General features: G+C 69.3%; 23 protein-coding genes. 14 read left to right on the forward strand and 9 right to left on the reverse strand.

Translation table 11 applies throughout. The features are described 5' to 3' along the window. Positions 1-177: 177 nt before the first annotated feature. Positions 178-1,560 (forward strand): HNH endonuclease signature motif containing protein, encoded by a 1,383-nt coding sequence (locus ILP86_RS16635; RefSeq protein WP_227751333.1) that lies wholly within the window; start codon positions 178-180, stop codon positions 1,558-1,560. Positions 1,561-1,794: 234 nt separating this feature from the next. Here the strand turns inward: ILP86_RS16635 and ILP86_RS16640 are convergent, their stop codons facing one another. Genes ILP86_RS16640 through ILP86_RS16655 form a run of 4 tightly spaced genes read right to left on the reverse strand, consistent with a single transcriptional unit; the run spans position 1,795 to position 5,910 of the window. Next, positions 1,795-2,502 carry an ECF transporter S component gene (locus ILP86_RS16640; protein ID WP_308431966.1) on the reverse strand — a complete coding sequence of 236 codons (708 nt, stop codon included), beginning with the start codon at positions 2,500-2,502 and terminating at the stop codon, positions 1,795-1,797. Continuing rightward, a complete protein-coding gene (locus tag ILP86_RS16645; protein ID WP_113681034.1) occupies positions 2,499-3,374 on the reverse strand; it encodes a siderophore-interacting protein in 876 nt (291 codons plus the stop codon). Before ILP86_RS16645 ends, ILP86_RS16640 begins: the two co-directional genes overlap by 4 nt. An 11-nt stretch (positions 3,375-3,385) precedes the next feature. Further along, positions 3,386-4,204 (reverse strand): energy-coupling factor transporter transmembrane component T, encoded by an 819-nt coding sequence (locus tag ILP86_RS16650; protein WP_058632145.1) that lies wholly within the window; start codon positions 4,202-4,204, stop codon positions 3,386-3,388. After that, positions 4,201-5,910 (reverse strand): ABC transporter ATP-binding protein, encoded by a 1,710-nt coding sequence (locus ILP86_RS16655; RefSeq protein WP_193762482.1) that lies wholly within the window; start codon positions 5,908-5,910, stop codon positions 4,201-4,203. Before ILP86_RS16655 ends, ILP86_RS16650 begins: the two co-directional genes overlap by 4 nt. Positions 5,911-6,092: 182 nt before the next feature. Here ILP86_RS16655 and ILP86_RS16660 point away from each other — a divergent pair, with 182 nt between their 5' ends. After that, on the forward strand, positions 6,093-7,430 hold the full coding sequence (locus tag ILP86_RS16660) for a heparan-alpha-glucosaminide N-acetyltransferase domain-containing protein (RefSeq protein WP_308431967.1): 1,338 nt from the start codon (positions 6,093-6,095) through the stop codon (positions 7,428-7,430). On the opposite strand, the gene ILP86_RS16665 is transcribed toward ILP86_RS16660, so the two are convergent. Continuing rightward, complete coding sequence (locus tag ILP86_RS16665; RefSeq protein WP_193762483.1) at positions 7,402-7,947, reverse strand: ECF transporter S component; 546 nt, start codon at positions 7,945-7,947, stop codon at positions 7,402-7,404. The two genes, ILP86_RS16660 and ILP86_RS16665, sit on opposite strands and share 29 nt — an antisense overlap. A gap of 167 nt (positions 7,948-8,114) precedes the next feature. Between ILP86_RS16665 and ILP86_RS16670 the strand changes: the two genes are divergently transcribed. From ILP86_RS16670 to ILP86_RS16700, 7 genes are all read left to right on the forward strand, one after another. Continuing rightward, the gene (locus ILP86_RS16670; RefSeq protein WP_193762484.1) at positions 8,115-11,324 is read left to right on the forward strand and encodes a S8 family serine peptidase; all 3,210 of its coding nucleotides are present in this window, start codon (positions 8,115-8,117) and stop codon (positions 11,322-11,324) included. Between the two features lie 279 nt (positions 11,325-11,603). Beyond that, positions 11,604-13,889 (forward strand): carbon starvation CstA family protein, encoded by a 2,286-nt coding sequence (locus ILP86_RS16675; RefSeq protein ID WP_058632149.1) that lies wholly within the window; start codon positions 11,604-11,606, stop codon positions 13,887-13,889. Positions 13,890-13,904: 15 nt separating this feature from the next. Next, positions 13,905-14,150 carry a YbdD/YjiX family protein gene (locus tag ILP86_RS16680; RefSeq protein ID WP_046746616.1) on the forward strand — a complete coding sequence of 82 codons (246 nt, stop codon included), beginning with the start codon at positions 13,905-13,907 and terminating at the stop codon, positions 14,148-14,150. A gap of 28 nt (positions 14,151-14,178) precedes the next feature. After that, positions 14,179-15,369, forward strand: a complete 1,191-nt coding sequence (locus ILP86_RS16685) for a sensor histidine kinase (protein WP_046746617.1) — start codon at positions 14,179-14,181, stop codon at positions 15,367-15,369. Then, positions 15,366-16,103 carry a LytTR family DNA-binding domain-containing protein gene (locus ILP86_RS16690; RefSeq protein ID WP_193762485.1) on the forward strand — a complete coding sequence of 246 codons (738 nt, stop codon included), beginning with the start codon at positions 15,366-15,368 and terminating at the stop codon, positions 16,101-16,103. Before ILP86_RS16685 ends, ILP86_RS16690 begins: the two co-directional genes overlap by 4 nt. Continuing rightward, a complete protein-coding gene (locus ILP86_RS16695) occupies positions 16,100-16,480 on the forward strand; it encodes a hypothetical protein (protein WP_046746619.1) in 381 nt (126 codons plus the stop codon). Before ILP86_RS16690 ends, ILP86_RS16695 begins: the two co-directional genes overlap by 4 nt. Continuing rightward, the gene (locus ILP86_RS16700; RefSeq protein ID WP_193762486.1) at positions 16,477-17,934 is read left to right on the forward strand and encodes a cation acetate symporter; all 1,458 of its coding nucleotides are present in this window, start codon (positions 16,477-16,479) and stop codon (positions 17,932-17,934) included. The genes ILP86_RS16695 and ILP86_RS16700 overlap by 4 nt, the downstream gene beginning before the upstream one ends. 1 nt (position 17,935) lies before the next feature. On the opposite strand, the gene ILP86_RS16705 is transcribed toward ILP86_RS16700, so the two are convergent. From ILP86_RS16705 to ILP86_RS16715, 3 genes are all read right to left on the reverse strand, one after another. Further along, entirely contained in the window at positions 17,936-18,853 is a 918-nt protein-coding gene (locus ILP86_RS16705) for a pirin family protein (RefSeq protein ID WP_058632152.1), read from the reverse strand. Beyond that, complete coding sequence (locus ILP86_RS16710; protein ID WP_058632153.1) at positions 18,850-19,194, reverse strand: GNAT family N-acetyltransferase; 345 nt, start codon at positions 19,192-19,194, stop codon at positions 18,850-18,852. The genes ILP86_RS16705 and ILP86_RS16710 overlap by 4 nt, the downstream gene beginning before the upstream one ends. A 120-nt stretch (positions 19,195-19,314) precedes the next feature. Beyond that, the gene (locus ILP86_RS16715) at positions 19,315-20,757 is read right to left on the reverse strand and encodes an MFS transporter (RefSeq protein WP_113681846.1); all 1,443 of its coding nucleotides are present in this window, start codon (positions 20,755-20,757) and stop codon (positions 19,315-19,317) included. 59 nt (positions 20,758-20,816) lie between these two features. Between ILP86_RS16715 and ILP86_RS16720 the strand changes: the two genes are divergently transcribed. From ILP86_RS16720 to ILP86_RS16740, 5 genes are all read left to right on the forward strand, one after another. Beyond that, positions 20,817-21,326: a MarR family winged helix-turn-helix transcriptional regulator gene (locus ILP86_RS16720; RefSeq protein ID WP_058632155.1), complete on the forward strand. Its 510-nt coding sequence runs from the start codon at positions 20,817-20,819 to the stop codon at positions 21,324-21,326. 61 nt (positions 21,327-21,387) lie between these two features. Further along, positions 21,388-23,445 carry a DNA helicase RecQ gene (gene recQ / locus ILP86_RS16725; protein WP_058632156.1) on the forward strand — a complete coding sequence of 686 codons (2,058 nt, stop codon included), beginning with the start codon at positions 21,388-21,390 and terminating at the stop codon, positions 23,443-23,445. An 84-nt stretch (positions 23,446-23,529) separates the two neighbouring features. Beyond that, entirely contained in the window at positions 23,530-23,871 is a 342-nt protein-coding gene (locus ILP86_RS16730) for a helix-turn-helix transcriptional regulator (protein ID WP_046746624.1), read from the forward strand. A 3-nt stretch (positions 23,872-23,874) separates the two neighbouring features. Further along, positions 23,875-24,351, forward strand: coding sequence for an SRPBCC family protein (locus ILP86_RS16735; RefSeq protein WP_193762487.1), 477 nt, complete (start codon positions 23,875-23,877; stop codon positions 24,349-24,351). Beyond that, on the forward strand, positions 24,351-24,971 hold the full coding sequence (locus tag ILP86_RS16740; protein ID WP_046746626.1) for a dihydrofolate reductase family protein: 621 nt from the start codon (positions 24,351-24,353) through the stop codon (positions 24,969-24,971). The genes ILP86_RS16735 and ILP86_RS16740 overlap by 1 nt, the downstream gene beginning before the upstream one ends. 96 nt (positions 24,972-25,067) lie before the next feature. Here the strand turns inward: ILP86_RS16740 and ILP86_RS16745 are convergent, their stop codons facing one another. After that, positions 25,068-26,360: a TetR/AcrR family transcriptional regulator gene (locus ILP86_RS16745; RefSeq protein WP_227751334.1), complete on the reverse strand. Its 1,293-nt coding sequence runs from the start codon at positions 26,358-26,360 to the stop codon at positions 25,068-25,070. Positions 26,361-26,425: the final 65 nt, after the last annotated feature.

Consider the following 26,425-nt stretch of genomic DNA (forward strand, 5'->3'; position numbering starts at 1 on the left):
TCCGGGTGGCCCGGGCAGGCCGGGCGGGTCGGGCGGGTCGGGCGGGCCTGGCGGGCCTGGTGGGCCTGGTGGGCCTGGTGGGTCGGTCCGGGGAGGGCGGCTTTCGGGATACCGGTCTCACCGGCATGCGATCGAACAAATCTTCGAATCTCGGCACGATCCGCGATAAAATGAAGCATGTCCAGATTGACCGCGTTGCACGAGGCGATGTCCCGCCTCGATGAGGCGTGGTCGGATGCCGACGACTCCGGAGACCTGTCGCGCGAGCAGCTGATGGCGGTGAGCGAGTCGATCGGGGTGCTGCGGCGTCGGTTGGATGCCGTGCATGTCTCGGTGGCGGCGTGCATATCGCGTGAGTCGCGTCCAGAGCTCGGCGCGGAGAGCCTGGCGAAGCAGCAGGGCTACCGCAATCCGGCGACGCTGATCGCGGCTGCGACGGGAGTGTCGACGGGCGATGCCTCGCGCCTCGTCAAGGTGGGCGAAGCGACTGCACCCCGCAGCGACCTCCTGGGCGCCCCTCTGCCGGCGAAGTACCCGTCGGTGAGTACGGCACTCGACTCGGGTGCGCTCGGCGCCCCGGCCGCCGCGATGATCATCGCGCTCCTCGATCGCTGTCGGATCGCCGCGGGAGCGGAGCGTATCGCCGAAGGCGAGCGGGTGCTGGCGGAGAAAGCGGCGGGTTTGGCGCTCGACGATGTGCGCAAGCTCGTGGTCCGCGCGGAAGCATGGCTCGACCCGGACGGTCTGGAGCCCAGGGAGGACGAACGGCGCAACAGACGTGCGCTATCGCTGTTCGAGCGTGACGGCATGGTGCATCTGAACGCGGTGCTCGACGTCGAGACCGCGGCTCCGGTGGTCACCGCGATCCGGGGGTACGTGACCGCCGCGTTCGCCGCGCGAAAAGATGCGCCCGACGAGGGTGCGCCCGATGCGGACCGCCGGACGGTGCCGATGATCCAAGCTGATGCTCTGGCGGTGTTCTGTGCGCACGTGCTCGGGTGCGAGCAGCGGGTGCCGGTAGCGGGGGCGACAGTGATCGTGCGGATGAACCTCGACGATCTGGAAGCCGGCACGGGGTCGGCGACCCTGGATGGTGTCGATCACCCGGTCAGCGTCGGAGCTGCGCGCAGGATGGCGGCCGGTGGCGGTGTGATCCCGTGTGTTCTCGGTGGCGACAGCGAGATCCTCGAATGGGGTCGGGAGAAGCGGCTGTTCACCCGCGCACAACGGCTGGCGCTGGTGGAGCGCGACGGGGGATGCGCGATGTGCGGATTGCCGCCCGAGATGACGAAGGCCCATCACATCCGCTGGTGGAAACGAGATCACGGGCCGACCGACCTCTCCAACGGGGTACTGCTGTGCGAAACGTGTCACCACCGCATCCACGACAACGGGTGGGAGATCCGTATCGACGATGCCGGGAGTATGAGTAGGAGTGGGGGCGGGAGTAGGAGGGGGACTGGGAGCGGCGCGCGGGTGTGGTTCATTCCGCCGCGATACGTCGATCCTGCGCAGACCCCGAGGCTCGGCGGTCGCGCACGCCTCGACGTCGCTGCGTGAGGATGTCGGTCTCTGGTGGGCTGGTCTCTGGTGAGGCTGGTCTCTGGTGAGGCTGGTCTCTGGTGAGGCTGGTCTCTGGTGAGGCTGGTCTCTGGTGAGGCTGGTCTCTGGTGACGGTCGTCCGGTGGGGGGGTCTCGGGTGAGGACGCCGCCCGACGGTGCGATGTGCTCCGTCTTACCGCACCGGTCGACCCCGCCTGAGGAGTGTGATGAGGGCGGCTGTGCTCTTGAGGCTCAGCGGCGCCCGTTGACAGCTGCCCTGCCCACTCCGGCGCTGCCCACTCCTGCCCTGCCCACTCCTGCCCTGCCCACTCCTGCCCTGCCCACTCCTGCCCTGCGCAGACGGTCGGCGATCAGGATGCCGAGGGCGGTGCCGCCGACGCAGCTGGCGATCGTCACGGCGAAGAAGGCGACCTGGGCGAAGAGAGACATGGATCCGAGATCGAACCAGGCCCACGCCGAGATCGGGTAGACGACGCCCACGACGACGGCGCCGACGTAGTGCATCCACGTTCCCCAGTAGCGCCAGAGCACGAACAGGAACGGCAGCTCCGTGAACGCCGCCCACCAGAGATTCGTCAGCACGCTGCTGAAACCGTACCCGGAGAACGGGACCATCACGAGGCCGGCGATCAGCGCGACGAGGAGTCCGACCAGCGGCTTCCGCAGCAGCCTCAGCGCGATCACGGACGGCAACAGCCACAGGCCGGCGAGGGCCATGCCGACGAAGGGCAGCGGCCCGGTCAGCAGCGTCGAGAACCAGTTCATCGGCGCGAGCAGCACCGCCCCGGCGACGCCGAGCGCGGCACAGGTCAGCAGGATGGCGGTGGGGAAGCGGAATCGTCCACCGGCGACTGACGCGCGATGTCCGGCTGCTGCTGCGGGAGCATCTCCCACTGATCCCCTGGAGGCGAGGCCATCGGCTGCATCCGTTCCGCTCACGCGAGGGGCTCCGCTGCAGCGTCGCGCGCGGCCTTCGAGGCGGGGGATGAGGCGCCGATCTTCCAGTAGCCGCAGAAGCTCACAGCATTCTTGTCGACCCCGCGCGTGCCCACGAGATGCTTGCGCGCCCCTGAGGCGAGTGCCTGCTCGCCCGCCGCATATGCGTGGAACGGCGCATCCGGCAGGGCAGCGCGTGCCAGCGTCTCCAGGGCGAGCGCCCCGGGAGCGATGCCATGCGGCCGCACGATCCACACGACCTCGACGCCCGAGGGATGCGTGAACGCGAGAGCGTCGTCGTCGCTCGGCACCTCCACGATCGCGGTGCCCGTCGCAGTGGCAGGCAGCGAGGCGCAGATGGAGGAGATCGCGGGCAGGGCGGTCTCGTCGCCGACCAGCACGACCCGCTCCACCCCGCGCTGCGGGTTGAACGTGAGGCCTTCGTCGATGATCAGCACGTGCTCGCCAGGCTCGCAGGTCTCCGCCCATCGCGACGCGGGGCCGGCGGTGCCGTCCGTGGCCGAGCCGTGCAGCACGAAGTCGACGTCGATCTCGGCGCCGGCCTCCGCGGTCGCCGGACGGTACGCGCGCACGCTGTAGTTGCGCATCACCGGACGCTCACCGTCGGGGATGCGCAGGAACTTCAGGTACCCGAACACCTTGTTCGCCTTCGCCGGCACCCGGTCGAGCCCGGCATCCCCTCCGATCGGCAGGAACAATCGGAACCACTGGTCGAACCCCATCGGCCGGAACTTCTCGATCTCGCCACCGCCGAGCGTCACCCGGATCCAGTGCGCCGAGAGCTGCTCCGTGCGCAGCACCGTCAGGTGGAGGAGTTCGGACGACTCGGGCTTGACCATCTTGCTGAACGCCATCAGGACGCCTTTCAGGGAAGCTGCCAGGGGAAGAAGACGACGAAGATGGCTGCAGAGGCCAGCAGGGTCGCGACCGTGAAGACGGTGTCTCGCGTCCGGAACGGGACCAGGTGCCGCTCGGTGCGCGTCGGATGTGCACCGAACGCCCGCGAGTCCATCGCCAACGCGACGCGCTCGGCGTGGCGGATCGCGCCGGCGAGCAGCGGCACGATGTACCCCCACCCCCGGGCGATGCGCGCGAACGGACCGCGACCGCCGTGATACCCGCGCACCCGATGGGCCGCCCTGATCACGGAGAGCTCATGCCCGAACCGCGGCACGAAACGGAAGGCCGCCAGGGCCGTGTAGCCGATCCGATACGGTACCCGCAGCTGCTGCACACTGGCCCGCACCAGGTCGGGCCCGCTGGTGGTGAGCCCGCCGACGAGCGCGAGAGCGACGATCGAGCCGAGCCGCAGCGCTGTCGCGAAGCCGAGGAGCAGGGCCCCGCTGTAGAGCGTCCAGTCCCCGATGCGCACGACCGGAGTGGAGTCGTGGACCAGTCCGGTGTCGACCCACAGGGAGAAGCCGATGCCGATCAGGAGCATCCCGGCGGGGAGAGCGAGCAGCAGCAGGGCGAGGAGCCGCACGGTGAGACGCGCGCCGACCAGGATCAGCGCATAGGCGAGCACCAGGAACGCGGCGGGGGTCGCCAGATCCCGTACGAAGACGAGCAGCACCATCGCTGGTGCGAAGCCGGCGACTTTCGCGAGCGGATTCAGTGTGTAGAGGAACTGCCGGCGCGACGTCGCCGTCATGCGTGCATAGGGGTCGAACGTCGTCGCGGTCATGAGCTCACCCCGAGGCCGGCGGACGCCAGCACGCGTTGCAGGGCCGGCAGCTGCAGCCCTGCATCCGTGAACAGCAGTTCGTCCTGCAGGAGCGCGGCGGTGGGCCCGGTCGCCCGCACCCTACCCTCGGCGAGGAGCACGACGTGGCTGGCGTGCTCGGCCACCAACTGCAGGTCGTGCGTGACGATCAGGATGGTCGTCCCGTCCGCGCGCAGCTCCTGCAGCAGATCGAGCAGCTCAGCGGCTCTCGCACGGTCCTGTCCGAAGGTCGGCTCATCGAGCGCCAGCACACGGGGCCGGGTGATCAGCGCCGTGCCCACCGACAGGCGCCGCTTCTCACCGCCCGAGAGCAGGAACGGATGCACGTCCGTCTTGTGCTCGAGTCCGAAGCGCGTGAGCATCTCGTCGACTCTCGCCGTGATCTCGGCGTCGGGCACATGGCGCAGCCGCAGCCCATGGGCGAGCTCGTCGAACACCGTCGGGGCGATGAACTGGTGCTCGGGATTCTGGAACACGAACCCGATCCGTGCGGCGAGGTCGCGGGGAGACGCGGTCCCCGGGTCGATGCCGTCGACCGACACCTGTCCACGCGGTGGCGGTACGACGCCCGCGAGTGCCTGGATCAGCGTGGTCTTGCCCGCCCCGTTCGCACCCACGATTGCCGTGAGACTGCCGGGGGCAAGGTCGAGGTCGACACTGTGGAGGATCTCGGCACGACGCCGGCGCACCGTCAGCCCTCGCGCGCGGATGATCGGCTCGACCCGTGTCGTGGCGTCGCTCTTCGTCGTCGAGGCGGACGACGTCGTGCGGCTCGACGACGTCGTCTGGCTCGATGGCAGGGACGAGACCGGCTGACCTTCGAGTGCGACGGCGAGTTCCGGGGGAGACAGCGGCAGCGGATCGAGTGTGAACCCCTGACCCCGGAGTCGGAGCGCCGTCAGGGTGGCGGCCGGAAGCCACACGCCCATCCGGACCAGCTCGTCGGCGTTCTCGCGGATGATCTCGGCCGCCGGTCCGTCGAAAGCCACCCGACCCTCGCGGTCGAGCACGATCGTCCGCGTGACGAACGACATAGCCGCATCGAGGTTGTGCTCCACGAGCAGGATGGCGCGGTCACCCGCAGCGACCACCTCAGCGAGCGCGGCGTACACGTCGTCGATGCCCTGGGCATCGAGGTTCGCGGTCGGTTCGTCGAGCACGATGAGGGGTGAGCCCATCGCGAGGGCACCGGCGATCGCGAGTCGCTGCCGTCCGCCGCCGGAGAGGTGGTCGGGGTTCACCGTGCGCCGTTCCCAGAGCCCGACGCGGCGCAGTGCCTCCTCGACGCGACTCTCCACCACGTCGAGCGGCAGTCGCAGGTTCTCGGGGCCGAACGCGACCTCGTCGTACACACTGCCGGTGACGATCTGCGCATCGGGGTCTTGGAACACCATCGCCACGCGGGTGCTCAGAGTCGCGGTCGGGGCGCTCGCCGTGTCGATGCCGCCGGCCTCCACCGTGCCGATCATGGCTGTGGGGAGGGCGTGCGGGATGAGCCCGTTGAGGGCGAGGGTGAGCGTCGACTTGCCCGAACCGGAGGGCCCGAGCAGGAGCACGACCTCTCCCGCATCGATGTCGAAGGTCACATCACGCGGAGAGGGGTGCGCCGCATCGGCGTGGGTGAGGGAGAGGTCACGCACGCTCAGCAGGGGCGCGGATGGGCGCACGGCGGAGTCCCGGGTCGGCGGATCGTACCCTTCTAACTTAGCTGAGCCTTACCTGATTATCCACGCGCACAGAAGCCCTCCGGCGGATGACATCGATCATCCGGTGGACGGACGTGGAGCGGCCGAAGAACCGGCATCGTCGTAGAGGCGCCGACCGGGCGCCGCAGGAACGAGGGAGCACCGTGCCACAAGACACGAACACGCACACGATCGCCCGACCGCACCGTACGGCGCGGAGGGAGCAGCCGACGCCTCCACCCGAGTCGGATGCGGCACGTCGTCGCGGCGAGCTCGGCCGGATGGTCGGCATCGACTTCGCGCGCTTCCTGGCGATCATCGGCATGTTCTGCGCCCACCTGCTCCCGCCGGCCGGCCTGCCAGGCCACGTCGAAGGCGTGTCGACCATCGTCGACGGGAACGCCTCGACCCTGTTCGCCGTCGTCGGCGGGATCAGCGTCGTGCTCGCCACCCGCTCCTACCTGGAACGCGGCCACGTCGCCGCCGCACGGTGGGCGATGGCTGTGCGGGGTGTGCTCGTCATCCTCATCGGGGCGACACTCGCCCTGGCGCCGGGAAGCATCGTGGTCGTCCTCGTCTACTTCGGTGTCGCCATGCTGTGCAGCATCCCGTTCCTCAGGGTGAGTCCGCGCTGGTTGCTCGTCTCCGCGGCGATCCTCGCGATCGCGGGGCCGATCCTCAACGCCTTCCTGCGACAGGCCCTGGGGGTCATCGGGGAGGGCGGCGGAGTGTCCTGGCCGCAGTGGGGGGAGCCGGCGGTGGCGCTGCGCGCGATCTTCGTCACCGGCACCTATCCCGTCGTGACCTGGATCGTCTACGTTCTCGTCGGGATGGCCTTCGCCACACTGCTGATCGCCGCTCGGCGCAACGGGACGGAGAAGCGATTCCTCGCGTGGACGGCCGGCATCGGCGCCTTCCTCGCCGTGTTCGCCGTGTCGACCAGCGCCCTCGTCTACGAGTTCTTCGGGCGCGCGGTCCTCGTCGCGACCCTGCCGCCCGAGGCGGCTGCCGCCACCGAGAGCATCATCGGCACGCCGGGCTTCGGCGCTCCACTCTCTCCGCAGTGGTGGGCGCTCGTGCTGCAGACGCCGCACACGGGGACGACCCTCGACATCCTGCGCGGGTTCGGCATCGCACTCTTCGTCATCGCGAGCATGCTGTTCCTCGCCGGAGTCCTCCCCAAGTCCGCGCTTCGCGTGCTCGAGCCCGTCAGGGCGGCGGGGGCCGCTCCGCTCACGGTCTACACGGTGCACGTGCTCGCCGCGGCGGCCACCTCGTTCGTGCTGCTCTCCGGTGCGGTCGACGCGTCGACGGATCTCCCGTGGTGGTACCTGGGGCCGGCGATCCTCGGTGTCCACATCCTTGGCGCGATCGTCATCGGCGCGATCCTGGCGGCGCTGAAGCGTCGCGGTCCACTCGAGGCGCTCGTGAGCTCGGTCTCGGGCGCCGTCGCGCGGCGGCTGGGCGGAGTGCCTAGCGGCGGGCGACGCCGGCGCGGCTGAGTGCCGAGCCGATCGCGAGGCCGATGGCTGTCCACGCGATCGGCCCGAGCACCGAGATCGCGAGGTAGAGGATCTGCGCCCACAGCGGCATCACCGAGAGGTGGGCGGCGAAGAACACCACGACCGCCACGAAGACGCCGATGATCGCCGCCGAGAGGAAGAAGCGCCACGGGCCCCAGGAGCGGTAGCGGGTGAGGGCGGCCACCCCCTCCTGGATCAGGCCGAACAGCAGAGCGGTGCCGATGAACCGCAGCGCCCAGGCCGGGTTGAAGGCGCTCGCGATCAGAGCGGCGAACACATGGGTGATCAGCGCGACGAGCGGGAGGCGCAGCACCTCCTGCGCGATGATGCCCGGCAGCACGTGCGAGCCGAGGACCAGGCCGTAGAAGAACAGCAGGGGGCTCGCCAGCAGCACCGGAGTCACCCACCCGGCTATACCGGCGAGGATGCCCGTGGCGACCCCGATGGCCGCGCATACGAGCAGGACGCGGGTCGTCAGGACAGAGGTGCGGGCCACCTCTCCAGCTTACTGTCGACGTATCGCGAGGGCGGCCGTGGATAACCCTGGCCGATCGGCGAATGCCGGGTGACCGATCGGCCAGACTTCCTGAGAATCGCCAGGGTCGGGCATATGTTGGCCGCGGTGCAGCAAGAGGGCCGCACCGTGATCATCGGGAGCACCACATGGGTCGAACACCCCTCCGGATGGCGGCAGCCACCACCCTGGCCACGCTGTTCATCGCATCGACGGCAACCGCGGGCTACGCGACGGAGGAGGTGACGCACCCCGTCCCCGTCGCAGGCACACCAGGGCACTACATCGTGGTGATGAAGTCGGATCCGCTCGCCACCTACGAGGGCGACGTCAAGGGTCTGAAGGCCACCAAGCCCGCCGAAGGCGACCAGCTCGAGACGCAGTCGCAGGATTCGCAGCGCTACGTCGAACATCTCCAGACCGAGCAGGAAGACCTCGTCAGCGACATCGGGGTCACGCCGGACACCACCTATCAGGTCGTCCTCAACGGCTTCAGCGCCGACCTCAGCGGCGAGCAGGTCGATGCGCTCCGCGCCTCGAAGGACGTCCTCGGCGTCTACCCGGATGAGATCCGTCACCCCGACGCGCAGAGCTCGACCGACTACCTCGGCCTCGGCGACGACCGCAAGGGCAAGGGCGGAGTGTGGCAGCAGACCGGAGGGGTCGCGACCGCCGGAGAGGGCGTCGTCGTCGGTGTGATCGACACCGGCATCGCCCCCGAGCACCCCTCCTTCGAGGGGAAGAAGATCAAGAAGCAGAAGAAGCAGCACAACCGCAACAAGGGCGGGCAGCCTTACACCGACGGCACCTACGTCTACTTCGACAAGTCCGACGGCGGGCAGTTCCAGGCCGCGATGGTCGAGGGTCAGGACTGGGACACCAGCGACTACTCCTCGAAGCTCATCGGCGGACAGTACTTCTACGCCGGGGCCGAGGCCGCCGGCTTCGACTTCCAGTACGACTACCTCTCGCCGCGTGACGGCGACGGCCACGGCTCGCACACCGCGAGCACGGCGGCGGGCAACTTCAAGGTCAAGGCCAGCATCGAGAACGTCGATTTCGGCACGATCTCGGGTGTCGCCCCGGCCGCGAAGATCTCGGCGTACAAGGCCTGCTACGTCGGCCCCGACACGACGGTCACCACCGACGACATCTGCGCGCAGAGCGACCTGATCGCCGCGATCGACCAGGCCGTCGCCGACGGTGTCGACGTGATCAACTACTCCATCGGCGGCGGAGCTGCGAGCACCGTGATGGCCCCGGAGGACCTCGCGTTCTTCAACGCCGCAGCAGCAGGCGTCTTCGTGGCGACGAGCGCCGGCAACGACGGACCTGACCCGGTCACGGCCGACCACGCCTCGCCCTGGTACACCACGGTGGCCGCATCGACCATCCCGACCTGGGAGGGCACCGTGCAGTTCGACGGGTTCGCGCAGGCCGGAGCCTCGGTGAGCGTGCCGTTCGGTCAGAAGGTCACCGGCCCGTCGATCGCCGCAGTCGACGCCGCGGCGGCGGGCGCCGTCACCCCGCAGCTCTGCCTGCCCGGCACCCTCGATCCTGCCAAGGTCGCCGGACACATCGTGGTCTGCGACCGTGGCGGCAACGCCCGCGCCGAGAAGTCGCAGGTCGTGAAGGACGCCGGCGGCATGGGCATGGTGCTCGTGAACGTGCCCGGCGGCGCCGACTCGCTCGACAACGACTTCCACGCGGTGCCGACCGTGCACCTGAACGCCGTGCACCGCGCGGCCGTGCTCGCGTATGTGCAGGGCGGCGTGGATCGTCCCATCACCCTCGTGGGTGAGAACACCACCGGCGTCGTCACCCCGACCCCGCAGATCGCGGGCTTCTCGAGCCGCGGGCCCATGCTGGCCGACGGCAGCGACGTGATGAAGCCGGATGTCGCGGCTCCCGGTGTCGCGATCCTCGCGGCGACCGAGAACGCTCCGGGGGAGAAGCCGACGTTCGGCATCCTCTCCGGCACGTCGATGGCCTCCCCGCACGTGGCCGGCCTCGCCGCGCTCTACCTCGGCGAGCACCCCAAGGCGACGCCAGCGGAGATCAAGTCGGCGATGATGACCACCGCCTACGACACCGTGCTGCCCGACGGATCGAAGAACACGAATCCGTTCGAGCAGGGTGCAGGCCAGGTCGACCCGAAGCGCTACCTGAACCCGGGTCTGCTCTACCTCAACGGTGTGAAGGACTGGGCGGCGTTCCTCGACGGGAAGGGACTGTCGGACTTCCCCGGCATCGACCCCATCGACGGCAGCGATCTGAACCAGGCGTCGATCTCGATCGGCTCCCTGACCAGCGCACAGACCGTCACCCGCACGGTGACCTCGACCGAGAAGGGCACCTTCACGGCCAAAGCCTCGGTGCCCGGAGTGAACGTCAAGGTCACGCCGCAGCAGTTGAAGTTCGACCGTCCGGGCCAGACCAAGACGTTCACGGTGACCTTCGACAACGCCACGGCTCCGGTGGAGCGGTGGGCCACCGGTTCGCTCACCTGGACGAGTGCGAAGAACTCGGTGCGCTCGCCGATCGCGCTGTTCCCGGTCACGGCCGATGCGCCGGCCGAGGTCACGGGCAGTGGCGTCGACGGCAGCACCGCTGTCGAGATCACCCCCGGTCTCACCGGTGACCTCGCGCTCGGACTCTCGGGTCTGACGCCGTTCGAACTGCTCGCCGACGCGGACAACCCCGTCGAGGGGCACTCGGGTGACGAGAAGTCGGGCGACGCCAACAAGGACGTCTCGTGGATCGTGAACGTACCCGAGGGCACGACCCTCTCGCGGTTCGACCTCGATTCGTCGGACGACAAGGGCAGCGACCTCGACCTCACCGTGTACCGGGTGGTGAGCCCGGACGACCTGCAGTACTACGAGCGCTGGCGTTCGGCCACCGGCTCGGCGGACGAACAGGTCACGATCCCGTCGCCTAAGGCCGGAACCTACCTGGTGGTGGCGAACATCTACTCGACGACGGGCCCGATGACGTGGGACATGACCTACGCCAACGTGCTGGCCGACGGCGAGGGTGACCTCACGGCAACGCCGAACCCGCTCGCCGCGGTGCGCGGCAAGAAGACGTCGTACAACCTCGGCTGGACCGGCCTGACCGCCGGCACCCGCTACCTCGGGGTCGTGCAGTACGGCGAATCCGACGTGCGCACCGTCCTGACGGTCGACGTGCCGGCGGCGAAGGCTCCGGAGACTCCGGCGCCCGAGACGAAGGCACCGGAGACCCCGGCACCGGAGACGAAGGCACCGGAGACCCCGGCACCGGAGACCCCGGCACCCGAGGCATCACCGACGGGCGCGCCTCCGACGAGTGCGCCGGAGACGGCGAAGCCGGAGTAGCCCCTCCACACACACACGACGCCCCGCGGTCTCCCTTCCGCGGGGCGTCGTGTGCGTGGCGCTCGGAAACAGGCGATCCCGCGGAGACAGGCCGATTCGCGAGGCAGCCGCCTGATGTGGCGGGAGGGCCTGATGCGGCGGGGCGAACGGACATCCCCGGTATCCGTTCATCGCGCCATCCGCGCCGCTCGTCGCAGCAACCGCGGCGAGCGGTCATGTCGGGAGCGGGATCTTCCTAACGTGGGGGAACGCAACGTCGCGTATCCCGAGGAGACCCCCATGACCGCACCTTCGTCGCGCCGCCGCGACGGCGCCGGACTCGTCGACGACGAGCCCATCATCGTCACCGACCCGAACCTCCCTCCCGTGGCCCTCACCGAAGAGCACCACGAGAAGGCGAACCGCTGGACCCTGCCGAAGATCATCCTGTGGGCCGCGATCGCCCTGCTGGGTGCCGTCGCCTGGACCATGCTCGCGATCGTCCGCGGCGAGACGGTCAACGCGATCTGGTTCGTGTTCGCCGCGGTCTGCACGTACCTGATCGGCTACCGGTTCTACTCGAAGGTGATCGAGAAGTACATCACCCGACCCGATGACCGCCGGGCCACCCCCGCCGAGGTGAAGCAGGACGGCAAGGACTACGTCCCCACCGACCGCCGGGTGCTCTACGGTCACCACTTCGCCGCGATCGCCGGTGCCGGCCCGCTCGTCGGCCCCGTGCTCGCGGCGCAGATGGGGTACCTCCCCGGCACGATCTGGATCATCGTCGGCGTCGTGCTCGCAGGAGCCGTGCAGGACTACACGGTGCTCTTCTTCTCGATGCGACGCGGTGGTCGCACGATCGGGCAGATGGCCCGTCAGGAACTCGGCAAGATCGGTGGAACCGCCGCGATCATCGCCTCGCTGCTGATCATGCTGATCATCGTCGCGATCCTCGCCCTCGTCGTCGTCAACGCGCTCGGGGAGAGCCCGTGGGGCGTCTTCTCGGTCGCGATGACCATCCCGATCGCGTTGTTCATGGGCGTGTACCTGCGCTACCTGCGCCCGGGCAAGGTGACCGAGGTCTCGATCATCGGCTTCGTGCTGCTCATGGCCGCGATCATCGGCGGGGGCTGGGTCGCCGGCACCGAGTGGGGCCAGGCGATCTTCCACCTCGACCGCACCACGATCGCCTGGGGCATCATCATCTACGGCTTCATCGCCGCGGTGCTCCCGGTGTGGCTGCTGCTCGCCCCCCGCGACTACCTGTCGACCTTCATGAAGATCGGCGTGATCGTGATGCTCGCCGGGGCCATCGTGCTGGTCCGTCCCGAGATCACCGTCCCCGCCATCAGCATCTTCGGTGAGAACGGCATGGGGCCGGTGTTCGCCGGTCCGCTGTTCCCTTTCCTGTTCGTCACGATCGCCTGCGGAGCACTGTCGGGCTTCCACGCCCTGATCGCCTCCGGCACCACCCCGAAGCTCATCGAGAAGGAGCGTCAGACGCGCTTCATCGGCTACGGCGGCATGCTCATGGAGTCGTTCGTCGCGATCATGGCACTCGTCGCCGCGATCTCCATCGACCAGGGCATCTACTTCGCGATGAACGCACCGACCGCCGCCACAGGGGGCACGGTCGAGGGGGCCGTGGCCTTCGTGAACTCGCTCGGCCTGACGGGGGTGAACCTGACGCCCGACATGCTCACAGGCACGGCAGCGGCTGTCGGGGAGGAGTCGATCGTCTCGCGCACCGGTGGTGCCCCCACCCTGGCGCTCGGCCTCGCGCACATCATGCAACAGGCTCTCGGTGGCCAGGCCCTCATGGCGTTCTGGTACCACTTCGCGATCATGTTCGAGGCGCTGTTCATCCTCACGGCCGTCGATGCAGGAACCCGCGTCGCCCGGTTCATGCTGCAGGACTCGATCGGCGCCTGGTTCCCCAAGTTCCGCGACGTCTCCTGGCGCCCCGGGGTGTGGATCTGCACCGCGATCATGGTGGCCGGCTGGGGAGCGATCCTCATCCTCGGCGTCACCGACCCGCTCGGCGGCATCAACACCTTCTTCCCGCTGTTCGGCATCGCCAACCAGCTGCTCGCCGCGATCGCGCTCGCCGTGGTGATGGCCATCGTCGCCAAGCGCGGCAAGAGCTACATCAAGTGGCTGTGGATCATCGGGCTGCCTCTGGCCTTCACCGCGGTGGTCACGATCACGGCGTCGCTGTACAAGATCGCCTCTCCCGTGCCGGCCATCGGCTATTGGGCGAATCACTTCCGCTACGTCGCCGCCCGCGACAGCGGAGACACCTCGCTCGGCGAGCCGGCGGTGCTCGATGCGGTCATCCGCAACACCGCCGTGCAGGGCACGCTGTCGATCATCTTCGTGACCCTGGCGATCATCGTGATGGTGGCGGCCGTGATCGTCACGATCAGGGCGATCCGCAACGGTGGTGGCGAGAACACCGAGGACGCACCCGTGGCCTCGCGCCGCTTCGCCCCGGCCGGGTTCCTGCCCAGCGCCGAAGAACGCGAGCTCGAGAAGCAGTGGGAGCCGATCCTCGCCGACGAGCGCAAGGCGTCGACCCACTGATGTCGAGACACTGAGATGGCTGACACCACGAGTCGGACGGATGCCGCGACCACCCTCCTGCGGACGCTGCTCAGCGCCGCGGTGCGGGCCGGCCGCGGCATCCGCTGGTACATCACGACCCTGATGGGCGACAGCGCCTACGCGACGTACGTCGCCCATCACGGTCGCGTGCATCCCGGCGAGGAGCCGCTGACCGAGCGGCAGTTCTGGCGGCAGCGGATGGACGACCAGGATCGCAACCCCGGTGCCCGCTGCTGCTGAGGCGTGCGCGGCTCCGTAGGCTGAACCCATGACCGACGTCGTTCTCGCAGCGATCCTCGGCGTGCTCGGCGGCATCGTCCTCTCGGTGCTCCTCCTGCTCGCACGTCGACTCGCCCGCGGCGCCGCCGAGCTGGGGAGCGACGCCGAACAGGCCGCCCTCACCGTGCTGCATCAGGCGAGTCTGGCGGCACCGCATCTACGCGCTGGACTGTCCGCCCCCGACGTCGTCAAGGCCGCGCGTCACCTGCGGGTGCTCCTCGGCAGCGCGGCGGTCGCGATCGTCAGCGCCGAGGGCACGGTGTCGTTCGACGGGCCGTCCGACGGACTGGAATCCGCTGCCCGCCGCATCGCCGCCAGGGTCGGGGAGTCGGGACGCAGGCAGGTCTTCCCCGCGCCCGGTGCCGACGACGACCTCGAGGCCGTCGGGGCGCCCATCCTGGTCGATGGACGCGTGATCGGCGTCGTGGTCGCCTTCGCGGCGCCCGTCCGTGCCGCGCTGGTGCGTGCCTCGGAGGAGGTGGCCGACTGGTGTGCCGCGCAGGTCGAGCTCGGCGGACTCGACGCGTCCAGGACGCAGCTGGCCGAGGCGGAGCTGCGCTCGCTGCGTGCGCAGATCTCGCCGCATTTCATCTACAACGCCCTCACGGCGATCGCCTCCTTCGTGCTCACCGACCCCGCACGCGCGCGCGAGCTGGTGCTGGAGTTCGCCGACTTCACCCGCTACTCCTTCCGGCGCCAGGGGGAGTTCACGACGGTGGCCGACGAGCTCGGCAGCATCCACTCGTATCTCGAGCTCGAACGAGCGCGGTTCGGGGACCGTCTGCGCGTGACGCTGCAGATCGCACCGGAGACGCTGGCCACCGTCATCCCGTTCCTCTCGGTGCAGCCGCTGGTCGAGAACGCCGTCCGTCACGGGCTCGAGCCCGGCGAAGGGGGAGGGGAGATCCGCATCGCCTCACGCGACGACGGCACCCACACCGAGATCACGGTCGAGGACGACGGGGTGGGCATGGACCCCGAGGCTCTTCATGCGACGCTCACCGCCGGCGACGACGGGGTCCACGTGGGACTCCGCAACGTCGACACCCGGCTCCGCCAGCTCTACGGGGCGGACGGCGCTCTGGTGGTCGAGACGAACACGGGCGCCGGTACCCTGGTGCGCATGCGGGTCCCGAAGTCCCAGCCGCAGCACGACCCGGACGGCGACGGCCGAGCATGACCAGAAGCGTGCAGCCGATCGATGTGCTCGTCGCGGACGACGAGAGACCCGCCCTGGATGAGCTGGTCCATCTGCTGCGCACGGACGCGCGCATCGGCGCGATCGTCACCGCATCATCGGGTGCGGAAGCCCTGCGGCTGCTGTCGGAGCGGGCCGTACGGATCGCATTCCTCGACATCCACATGCCGGGGCTCGGCGGGATGGAGCTCGCGCGTGCGCTGCTCGCCCTCGCGGAACCGCCCGCCGTCGTGTTCGTGACCGCCGATGATGCCAGGGCGGTGGAGGCGTTCGAGCTGCGTGCCGCCGACTACCTCCTCAAGCCCGTGCGCATCGAGCGGCTCCGACAGGCGGTCGGACGGGTGGTCGAGGTCGCGGAGGCTCCGACGCCCGGCGACGACGAGATGCTGCCGGTCACGATCGGATCCGTGGTGCGGTTCGTGCGTCGCAGCGAGGTGCGCTGGGTGCAGGCCCAGGGGGACTATTCCCGGTTGCACACCGGCGACGGTGCGGGGCACCTGGTGCGCACGCCCATCTCGGAACTCGAGACGCGGTGGGCGGACGCCGGGTTCCTGCGCATCCATCGCTCCTCGCTCGTGCGCATCGCCGTCGTGTCCGAGGCCCGGCTCTCCGGCGCTGAACCCTCGGTCTCGATCGGCTCCGTCTCGCTGCCGGTGAGCAGACGCCTGGTGCCAGCGGTGCGCGATGCCCTGTTGCGCGGGGAGGTCGGGGGATGACGGAGAAGCCGAAGCGCGTGCGGGTGCGGGTGACCGCTGATCTGCCTGATCGTCGGCCGGCGGCCTTCACCCGGGGAATCGCGCTGCCGGGCGCACCCGTCGACGAGGCGGATGCCGTCTACGCCAGGGCTCTCATGCGCAGTCAGCTGCGACTCGCACTCGGAACGGTCGCCGGGTTCGTGATCGTCGTCATCGCGCTGACTCTGGCGATCGCGCTCATCCCGGAGATCGGGCAGGTCATGGTCTGGGGCCTGCCGTTGTCATGGCTGCTGCAGGCGTACGCGTTCTATCCGATCATCGTGGTGTTCGCGGTGCTCTACGTGCGCACCGCAGCGCGCAACGAACGTCGATATCGTGCCCTCCGGGATCGCGAATGAATGCCGTGCTCGACCTCATCGGCGTCGCGCTCGTGATCGTCGCGACGCTGCTGATCGGCATCTACGGTCTGCGCATCTCGCGCACGACCGGCGACTTCTTCGTCGCGTCCCGCACCGTGCGGCCGGTATGGAACGCCTCGGCGATCAGCGGCGAATACCTCTCGGCCGGCACGTTCCTCGGGCTGTCCGGCCTCGTGCTGCTCGACGGCGCCCGTGGCTTCTGGTTCCCCATCGGCTACGCGGCCGGCTATCTCCTGGTCCTGGCATTCGTCGCGGCACCCCTTCGGCGCAGCGGGGCCTACACGATCCCGGACTTCATCGAGGCGCGGTTGGAGTCGCCGTCGGCGCGCCGGGTCACGAGCGTCGCGGTGCTGGTCATCGGCTGGCTCTACATCGTGCCGCAGCTGCACGGCGCGGGATTGACGCTGCTGGTCGTCGCCGGGCTGCCGGAGTGGGTGGGCGCCGTCACCGTCGCGGTGCTCGTCGCCGCAGCGGTCGCGGCCGGGGGCATGCGCGCCATCACCTACGTGCAGGCTTTCCAGTACTGGCTCAAGCTCACCGCGCTCCTCGTTCCCGTGGTCTTCATCGCGTTCGCGCTCAGCGGGGGGCCGCACGACTTCGATCCGGCGCTGGTGTTCCCCGTCGAGGCCGGGCCCTCGGGGTTCGACGCCTACGAGACCGCCTCGCTCCTGCTCGCGCTGCTGCTGGGCACGATGGGTCTACCGCACGTGCTGGTGCGCTTCTACACGAGTCCGACCGGGGTGTCCGCACGGCGCACGACCGTGATCGTGATCGGCATGGTGAGCGCCTTCTACGCGGTGTCGAGTACGATGGGGCTGCTCGCGCGCATCGCCGCTCCCGACCTCGCGGTGCCCGGTGTCGCCGACACGGTGGTGCTGCTGCTGCCCTCGCGTGTGTTCCCCGGTGTGCTCGGCGAGCTGCTGACCGCGTTGATCGTCGCCGGGGCGTTCGCTGCGTTCCTCGCGACATCGGCCGGACTCGTCGTGTCGCTCGCCGGTGTGATCAGCCAGGACGTGTTCTCCGGATCCGTGCGGTCGTTCCGGCTGTCGGCGGTGCTCTGTGCCCTGGTGCCGCTCGCCGTGGCGCTGCTCACGGCCCCGGCGGGCCTCGGGTCGAGCGTGGGTGTCGTGTTCGTGGTGGCGGCGTCGACCCTCTCGCCGGTCGTGCTGCTCGGCGTGTGGTGGCGGGGGCTCACCGCACGAGGTGCGGTGGCCGGAATGGTGTCGGGTGGGTGCGCTGCGGGACTCGCCCTGCTCGTGCACGCGGCGGTCGGCGGCATCGGAGCAGCGGCGCCCTATCTCGCGCAGCCCGCCGCATGGACGATCCCGCTCGCCACAGCGGTCACGGTCGTCGTCTCGCTGCTGGATCCGCGGGGTCCGTCGCCGCGCACCGAGCGCTTCCTCGCCCGCGTGCACACCCCCGAGCGCGGCTGAGTCAGAGCTTGCGGCTGCGCGGCATGAGCCGAACAGGGGGGAGGGGCGGCGCGGGTATGCGCACATCGTGCCCGGCCACGACTCCGAAACGGTCGGACGCCGCCTCCCACTCCTCGCGGGCCTCGACGATCTCTTCGTGTGTGCGTCCGGCGAAATTCCACCACATCACGATGTCGTCCTCGAACGGCTCACCGCCCAGCAGGAAGAGCAGGGCGCCCTCGGTGCTCGACACCTCGACCGCATCGCGGGAGTCGCCGAGGTAGAGCAGTCCGTTGCGGTCGAGTGGATGCCCGGCCACCACGGCATCGCCTTCGACGAGCATCAGCGCGTGCTCCCAGTCGGAACGCAGTGGCAGGCGCACGCGCGAGCCGGGGGAGATGACGACCTCGGCGCCGACGATCGGGGTGTGCACGGTGGCGGGCGAACGCACCCCGGCGAGTTCGCCGAGCACGACCGTGGCCTCGGCATCTGCTCCCTCTTCGGCCGGGAGTGCGAGTGTCGGCAGCGCGGTGTGCCGTTCGAAGCCGGGGGCACCGCGGCGGGCCGAGTCGGGCAGCACCACCCAGAACTGCAGGGCGTCGAGCGGCACCGGTTCTTCACCGATCGAGTACTCCGAGTGCGAGATGCCGTCGCCCGCTGTCATCAGGTTCAGCTGCCCGCGGCGCAGGTCGGCGTCGCTGCCGAGCGAGTCGCGGTGGCGGATCTCTCCGACGAGCGGCCAGGTCACGGTCTGCAGTCCGATGTGCGGATGCGGCTCGACCCGCATCTTTGTGTCGGCGGGACCGAACCGGTCCAGGAAGCACCAGGCGCCGATCGTCGGCAGGTTGCGGTGGGGCAGCGCCCGCAGCACGTTCATGCCGCGCACTCCGCCCAGCGGCACCTCGCGGGGCTCGAGGATGAGGCGGTGCTGCCCGATCATTCGGCTCGGCCCGTCGGCTCTTCGCCCGTCGATGCGCCATGGCTCGGCGACGCCCGCGGCCAGCGGATCTCGGCTCCGGCGATCTCGTGCGTTTCGAGGTACTTCGCGATGTACGGGCACAGCGGGACGATCGCCTCACCGCGTCCTGCGGCATCCGTCAGCGCTGCCGATGCCAGCTTTCCCGCCAGCCCCTGGCCCTGGAACGCCGGGTCGACCTCGGTGTGGATGAAGCGGATCGATCCGGGGCGCAGGTCGAACTCCGCGAAACCTGCGAGCACGTCGTCGGAGCGGATCTCGTAGCGCGACTCGTCGTCGTTGCGGGTCACGGTGATGTCGGTCATCGGAGGCTCCTTCGAACGGGTTGACTCCAACCTACGCCCGCGTGAGATCGCTGGGGCGGGCGAGAACCCGGTCCGTCTGGCGCCGACGCAGACGGTCCGGGTTCTCGCCCACCGATCCGGTCAGCCCGCTGTTTCCATCACGGCTACCCCGTGCGCATCCTCCCGACTCTTCTTCGGGAAGAGGAAGGTGAGTGCGAGGAAGGCGACGAGCATGATCGCGGGCACGATCAGGGTCTGCTGATACGCCTCCGCCGGGGTACCGGAGTCGATCGCATCGAAGAACACCGAGGCGAAGATCGCGACACCCACTGCGCTCGCGATCGCCTGGACCGCGGTGAGAACGCCCGAAGCCGAACCGATCTCGTCGTCCTTCACCGCGGCGAGGATCGTGCTGAACAGTGCGGCGATGATCGCGCCGCCGCCGACCCCGAACAGGGCGATGCCCGGGGCGATGGTCCAGATGCTGAAGTCGCCCGGCTGCTGCAGCTCGAACCACAGCAGTCCCGCGCCGAGCAGCTGCGTGACTGCTCCGAGCTGCAGCACGGACCGCCCGATCTTCTCGGCGAGCCATGCGCCGCTGATCGCACCGCCGACCGCGGAGCCGATCGCGAGTGGCAGGTTGCTCAACCCCGCCTCGCCGGCGCTGAAGCCGTTGCCGACCTGCAGGAACAGCGTCAGCACCAGCTGTGTGCCGGTCAGGCTGCTGAAGAACAGGGCGATGCCCACGAGCCCGAAGGTGTAGGCCCGACGCGTGAACATGGTCGCCGTGACCAGCGGCACTCCGCCGCGGGCGAGGAGTGCGCGCTGCTGCACCCCGAAGAGGATGAAGCCGGCAAGGCCGGCGGCCACGCACGCCCAGGCCCACAGCGGCCAGTCCAGCTCGGGTCCGAAGGTGAGGCCGAGCACGAGGATGCCGGATGCCGCGACGATGACGGCTGCGCCGAGCATGTCGATGCGGACCGCCCGATCCCCCGAGCGTCGCGGCAGGATGCGCCAGGCGATGACCAGGGCGACGATCCCGATGGGGATGTTCACGAGGAAGACCGAGCGCCATCCGAGCCCGAGGATGTCGGCCTCGATCAGTCCGCCGCCGATGATGGGGCCCAGGATGCCGCCGAGGCCCAGCGCCGGACCGAAGATGCCGAATGCGACGGCGAGCTCGGCGCCGGAGAGGTTCTCACGCAGCAGACCGAGGCCCTGGGGGAGCAGCAGCGCGCCGGCCGCGCCCTGGAGCAGACGGAAGGCGATCAGTAGCTCAGCGGTCGGCGCGAGGGAGCACAACAGCGATGCGATCGTGAACGCCGACAGGCCGAGGAGGAACATCCGGCGCCGCCCGAAGCGGTCACCCAGGCGACCGCCCAGGATCAGTCCCGCCCCCAACGCGAGGGCGTAGCCGCCGATCACCCACTGCAGGCCCAGGGCGTTCGTCCCCAGGGAGGACTCCAACGAGGGGCCGGCGACGTTGACGATCGTCGCGTCGAGCATGTCCATGATCTCGGCCGCGAGCATCACTCCGAGGATCGCCCAGCGCCAGCGGTAGGGCGCTTCTGTCGCGTCTGTCATATCGTCTCAATCCTTGATTATCAATCAAATTAGCAATATGAAGTATTACCATGGTGCGCATGGATGTCAAACGGTCCGAGCGGGCGACGGAATCGGCCTCGACGTATGACCCGTCACGTCGGCACGACGCCGGCGAGATCGACGAGATTGACATCCGCACCCGCGTGCAGCAGCTCACGATGCGTCAGCAGCGCTTCGAGCGCTCGATCGCCAAGCAGCTCGAACTCGACGCCCCGGGCCTCGAGGTGCTCGACCACCTCATCTCCCGCGGCCCCACGACTCCGACCGAGCTGGCCCACCGCGTCGAGATCTCGACCGCAGCCATGACTCTCGTCCTCAATCGCCTCGAAGATCGCGGCCATGTGCGCCGAGATCGGCATCCGTCCGACGGGCGAAAACTCATCGTGACCGCGTCAGAGGATGCCGCCGCCGATGCCGAGCGCCTGGTGGAGCCGCTCATCGTCGAGGTCGAGGCGCAGATCGCCGCGATGAGCGAGGGCGAGCGGGCGACGGTGGCGAAGTTCCTCGACGACCTCATCCGCGCCTACGACCGGTCGACCGCGAGCTGATCGAGACTGCGCCTGTGGATGAGGCGCGGCCCACGTCGGCGGGGGTCGTTACGCTGGAGGGATGCCGCAGACTCCCCGTGACCCGTACGCGGACCTGCCGTACGCCGACGAGCCCTATGACGACGGGTGGGAGTCGTCCATCCCGCCCGAGCCGATGGACTGGGAGCCTCAGGGCGCCGGGTTCGAACCGCCGCTGGACTGGGGTCAGGGTCCGGTCACCCCGGTGGCCCCCGCGGCCTCCGCGCCGGCCGTGCGCCGAGCGACGCCGAGCCGCTACTCCACCGCACGCGAGGCCCTGCACACGGTCTTCGGCTACGACGAGTTCCGCGGCGACCAGGCAGGCATCGTCGATCAGGTCATCGGGGGCGGAGACGCCGTCGTGCTGATGCCCACCGGTGGCGGCAAGAGCATCACGTACCAGGTGCCCGCGCTCGTGCGCGAGGGCACGGGGCTCGTGATAAGCCCGCTCATCGCGCTCATGCACGACCAGGTCGACGCTCTGCGGGCCAACGGCGTCAACGCCGCCTATCTCAACTCCACGCAGGCGATCGACGAGCGCCGCGAGGTCGAGCGGGCGTACGTCGCCGGTGAACTCGACCTCATCTACGTCGCCCCGGAGCGGTTGTCGAACGCGCAGACCACGGCGCTCCTGCAACGCGGCACCCTCAGCGTGATCGCGATCGACGAGGCCCACTGCGTGTCGCAGTGGGGTCACGACTTCCGGCCCGACTACCTGGCTCTCGGCGATCTGGGCGAGCGGTTCCCCGGTGTTCCACGCATGGCGCTCACGGCTACTGCGACCGCAGCGACGCACAAGGAGATCACCGAACGTCTGCACCTCGACGGCGCAGAGGGGCGGGCGCCGGCGAAGCACTTCGTGGCGAGCTTCGATCGCCCGAACATCCAGTACCGGATCGTGCCCAAGGTCGACCCGCGCAAGCAGCTGGTCGCGTTCATCAAGTCGCAGACCCCGGTGACCGACGACGCCGCGCAGCCCGCGGGCATCGTGTACGCGCTCAGTCGCAAGTCGGTCGAGCAGACGGCGACGTACCTCGCCGCCCAGGGTCTCGATGCGCTGCCGTACCACGCGGGTCTTCCCGCCGAGGTGCGCGCGGCCAACCAGGCGCGCTTCCTCCGCGAGGACGGCGTCGTCATGGTCGCCACCATCGCATTCGGGATGGGCATCGACAAGCCGGATGTGCGCTTCGTCGCGCACATCGATCTGCCGAAGTCCGTGGAGGGCTATTACCAGGAGACCGGGCGCGCCGGTCGAGACGGCGAGCCCTCGGTGGCCTGGATGGCTTACGGGCTCGGCGACGTCGTGCAGCAGCGCAGGCTCATCGACCAGAGTCCCGGTGATCGCACCTTCAAGATGCGCATGGGGCAGCACCTCGACGCCATGCTCGCGCTGTGCGAGACCGTGGAGTGTCGTCGGCAGAACCTGCTCGGCTACTTCGGCCAGGAGTCGCAGCCGTGCGGCAACTGCGACACCTGTCTCGACGACACCGAGACGTTCGACGGGCTCGTCCCAGCACAGAAGCTGCTCTCGACGATCGTGCGGTTGAAGCGCGAGCGCAATCAGGCGTTCGGCGCCGGGCACCTGATCGACATCCTCCGCGGGGCCTCGACAGAGCGCATCAGGCAGCAGGGTCACGACAAGCTCGCGACCTACGGCATCGGCAGCGATCTCTCGGATCAGGATTGGCGCAGCGTCGTCCGTCAGCTCCTGGCCCGCGGCATTCTCGTCGCGCAGGGTGACTACGGCACCCTCGCGCCCGGTGAGCAGGCGGCAGGAGTACTGCGTGGTGAGACCGCTGTACCCCTGCGCAAGGACACGATCGGGCGTCCGACGTCCTCGGGCCGGGCCCGCAAGGCCAGCGCCGCCGATGCCCTGGACGCGGGGGATCGGCCACTGTTCGAGGCACTGCGTGCATGGCGTGCCGAGACCGCTCGCGAGCAGGGCGTGCCCGCGTACATCGTGTTCGGTGACGCGACGCTGCGCGCGCTCGCGGAGCGCCGCCCTGCTGCTCTCGCCGACCTCGACGGCATCACCGGCATCGGTGCGAAGAAGCGCGAGGCGTACGGCGAGGGCGTGCTCGCGGTGATCGCCGGCGCCTGACGCCGACGCCCGACGCCTCGCCTTCGGGCGTACTCCGGATCGTGGCGTCTTGAACACTTGCCCATATGGGTATATGTTGATCACATGGCGCGAGCGGCAACCACATCCGATGTCTTCAACGCGATCGCCGAACCGCGACGCCGGGACATCCTGACGCTGCTGCGCAGTGGCGACCGCCCCGTGACCGAGGTGTCCGAGGTGCTGGGGATGACTCAGCCGGGTGCCTCCAAGCACCTGCGTGTGCTGCGCGAGGTCGGTCTCGTGCGCGACCGCCGGGAGGGCAAGCAGCGGGTCTACGGGCTCGACGCCACGGGGCTCCGGGCCGTCCATGAGTGGACGGGCGGCTTCGAGCAGTTCTGGAACGAGAGCTTCGACCGGCTCGACGCCTACGTGCAGGACCTGAAAGCGGAAAGAAGGCAGGAGTAGTGGATGGATACGACGATTGATCGCGAGATCGTGATCTCGCGCGTGATCGACGCCGCGCCGGCGCTGGTGTTCGAGGCGTTCACCACGGTGCAGCACCTCTCGAGGTGGTGGGGCCCCGACGGTTTCACCACGACGACGCGATCGTTCGAGTTCCGTGTCGGGGGCGAATGGGAGTTCGTGATGCACGGACCGGACGGCACCGAATACCCGGAGTGGATCGTGTGGACCGACATCGTCGCGCCGGAGCGGATCGTGATGCTCCATGGTGAGCACCGCGACGATCCTGAGGCATTCGAATCACACCTCACGTTCGTGCTGGACGGCGATCGGACCCGCATCGAGATGCGCACGGTGTTCCCGACACCGGAGCTGCGCGACCGGGCGATCGAGCGGCATGGCGCACTCGAGGGTGGCCGGCAGACACTGGACAACCTCGCCGTCCACGTCGCGGAGATGGCGATCGCGCGAGGGGAGCGCTGATGGCCGGAGCGGTGTTCTTCAGCGTCTCGATGTCTCTCGACGGGTTCATCGCCCCCGAGTCGCCGGACGAGTTGATGGGTCGGCAGTGGATGGAGCTGCAGAAGTGGGTGTTCCGGCTGCGGTCCTTCCGCGAGAATCTGCACCTGGGCGAAGGTGGGGACGAGGGACGCGACAACGACATCGTGCGCGAGACGTTCGAGCGCACCGGGGCGAGTGTGATGGGGAAGCGGATGTTCGACGCCGGCGAGCACGCGTGGCCGGAGGACCCGCCGTTCCATACGCCGGTCTTCGTCGTCACCCATGAGGAGCGCGAGCCGTGGGAGCGCCGCGGCGGCACCACGTTCCACTTCGTGACCGACGGCATCGAGTCGGCGCTCGACCAGGCGCGCGCTGCTGCCGGCGACCTCGACGTCCGCATCTCGGGCGGCGGTGAGACGATCGTCCAGTTCCTCAATGCCGGTCTGGTCGACGAGTTCCACATCGCTCTCTCACCTGTGCTGTTCGGGGCAGGAGTGCGCCTGTTCGACGGTGTGGACGGGGAACGCCTCTCGCTCGACCTGGTGGGCGCGGAGGATTCCCCGCAGACGACGCATCTGCGCTACGCCGTCCGTCTGCGCTGATCCGCGCGGCGTCGTCTCCGCGCGGCATCGTCTCCGCGCGGCATCGTCTCCGCGCAGCGCCGTCTCCGCGCAGCGCCGTCTCAGCGCAGCGCCGTCTCAGCGCGGAGGCAGCACGTCGTCGAGATGAGCCCGCAGGTGCGTGGCGATGTCGACCCTGTCGCGGTCGTACAGCCACTGGTACTGCAGCCCGTCCCACATCGCGATGAGCCAGGTGGCCTCGTGCACGGGATCGCGGTGCGCTGGCAGGTCGCCGTCGACCTGGGCGAGGCGGAAGAGCTCAGCGAAGTAGTCGAGGGCGTTCGCGAACCGCATCGTGAAGTAGTCGTGTGCGGGGTGTGCGACGGGGACGGCCTCGCACGACAGCACCGCGTAGACCTCGATCAGTCCCGGTTCGTCCCGTGCGCTGAGCGCCGCGCCCTCGGGAATGCTGCGGAGCACCGTGGCAGCCGACGCGGTGCTCGTGAACATCTGGTTCTCGTTGATGGCGCTGTCGCGTTCGGTGAGCACGGCGCTCAGCAGCAGCTCCTTCGACGCGTAGTGGTGCAGCAGCGTCGACTTCGACACTCCGACCGCGGTGGCGATGTCCTGCAGGCTGGTGTCGCCGTAGCCGTCGCGGGCGAACAGGCGCATCGCATCGGAGAGGATCTGTGCGCGCCTGCGGCGGCCGACCGCGTAGCCGGGGTCGGTGTCGGCGACACTGGTGGCGCGCAGTCGCGGGAGGGGACCGGCGGCCGTCGCGGACCCGGATGAGGGCTCGTCGTCGGGGTCCCGCCACGCGTGCGGCAGAGCCCACAGGTTCTCGCGCTCCTCGAGCATCTCGACGACGTCCACCCGATCGGGCAGGTACTGCGACAGCAGCTGCAGCCCGTCCCACCCCGCCGTGTGCCGGACGGCCTCGCCGTCGACATCGCGGTCGGCGGCGACCACCCCGTGGTACTGGGCATCCTCGAGCACGTCGTTGCTGAGTGCGCGGATCCGGCAGTAGCGCTCGCGCATCCGCTCGTGCGCGGGGTGGTCCGGCGCCGAGGCCTCCCCGGTGAGGGCCGCGAACAGCTCGAGGTAGCCGGCGGTGCGCGCATTGCGCTCGGCGATGCCGGCGAAGACCAGCTCGCCCGGTTCGGATGCGGCCGAGATCGCGCTGAACACGGTCTCGTTCTCGGCTTCGAGCCCGGCGACCACCTCTCCGAGCAGATCGTCCTTCGAGGCGAAGTGCCCGAGGAGCCCCGGGTGGCTGACGGAGGCGGCTGCGGCGATGTCGCGCAGCGACGTGGATCGGTAACCGCGGGTCACGAACAGATCGTGCGCGGCGTTGAGGATGCGCTGCCTCGTCGCGACGGCGCGCGAGTGACGGGTGCCGGTCGCCGTCATCGTCATCACATCCTCCGTCATCACTCTATCCTCGCTCATTACCAATCGGTCTGGTTTGACTTACCAACCGGTCGAGATTGGTGTAC

The organism is Microbacterium sp. R1 (assembly GCF_015159725.1).
GTDB lineage: Bacteria > Actinomycetota > Actinomycetes > Actinomycetales > Microbacteriaceae > Microbacterium > Microbacterium oxydans.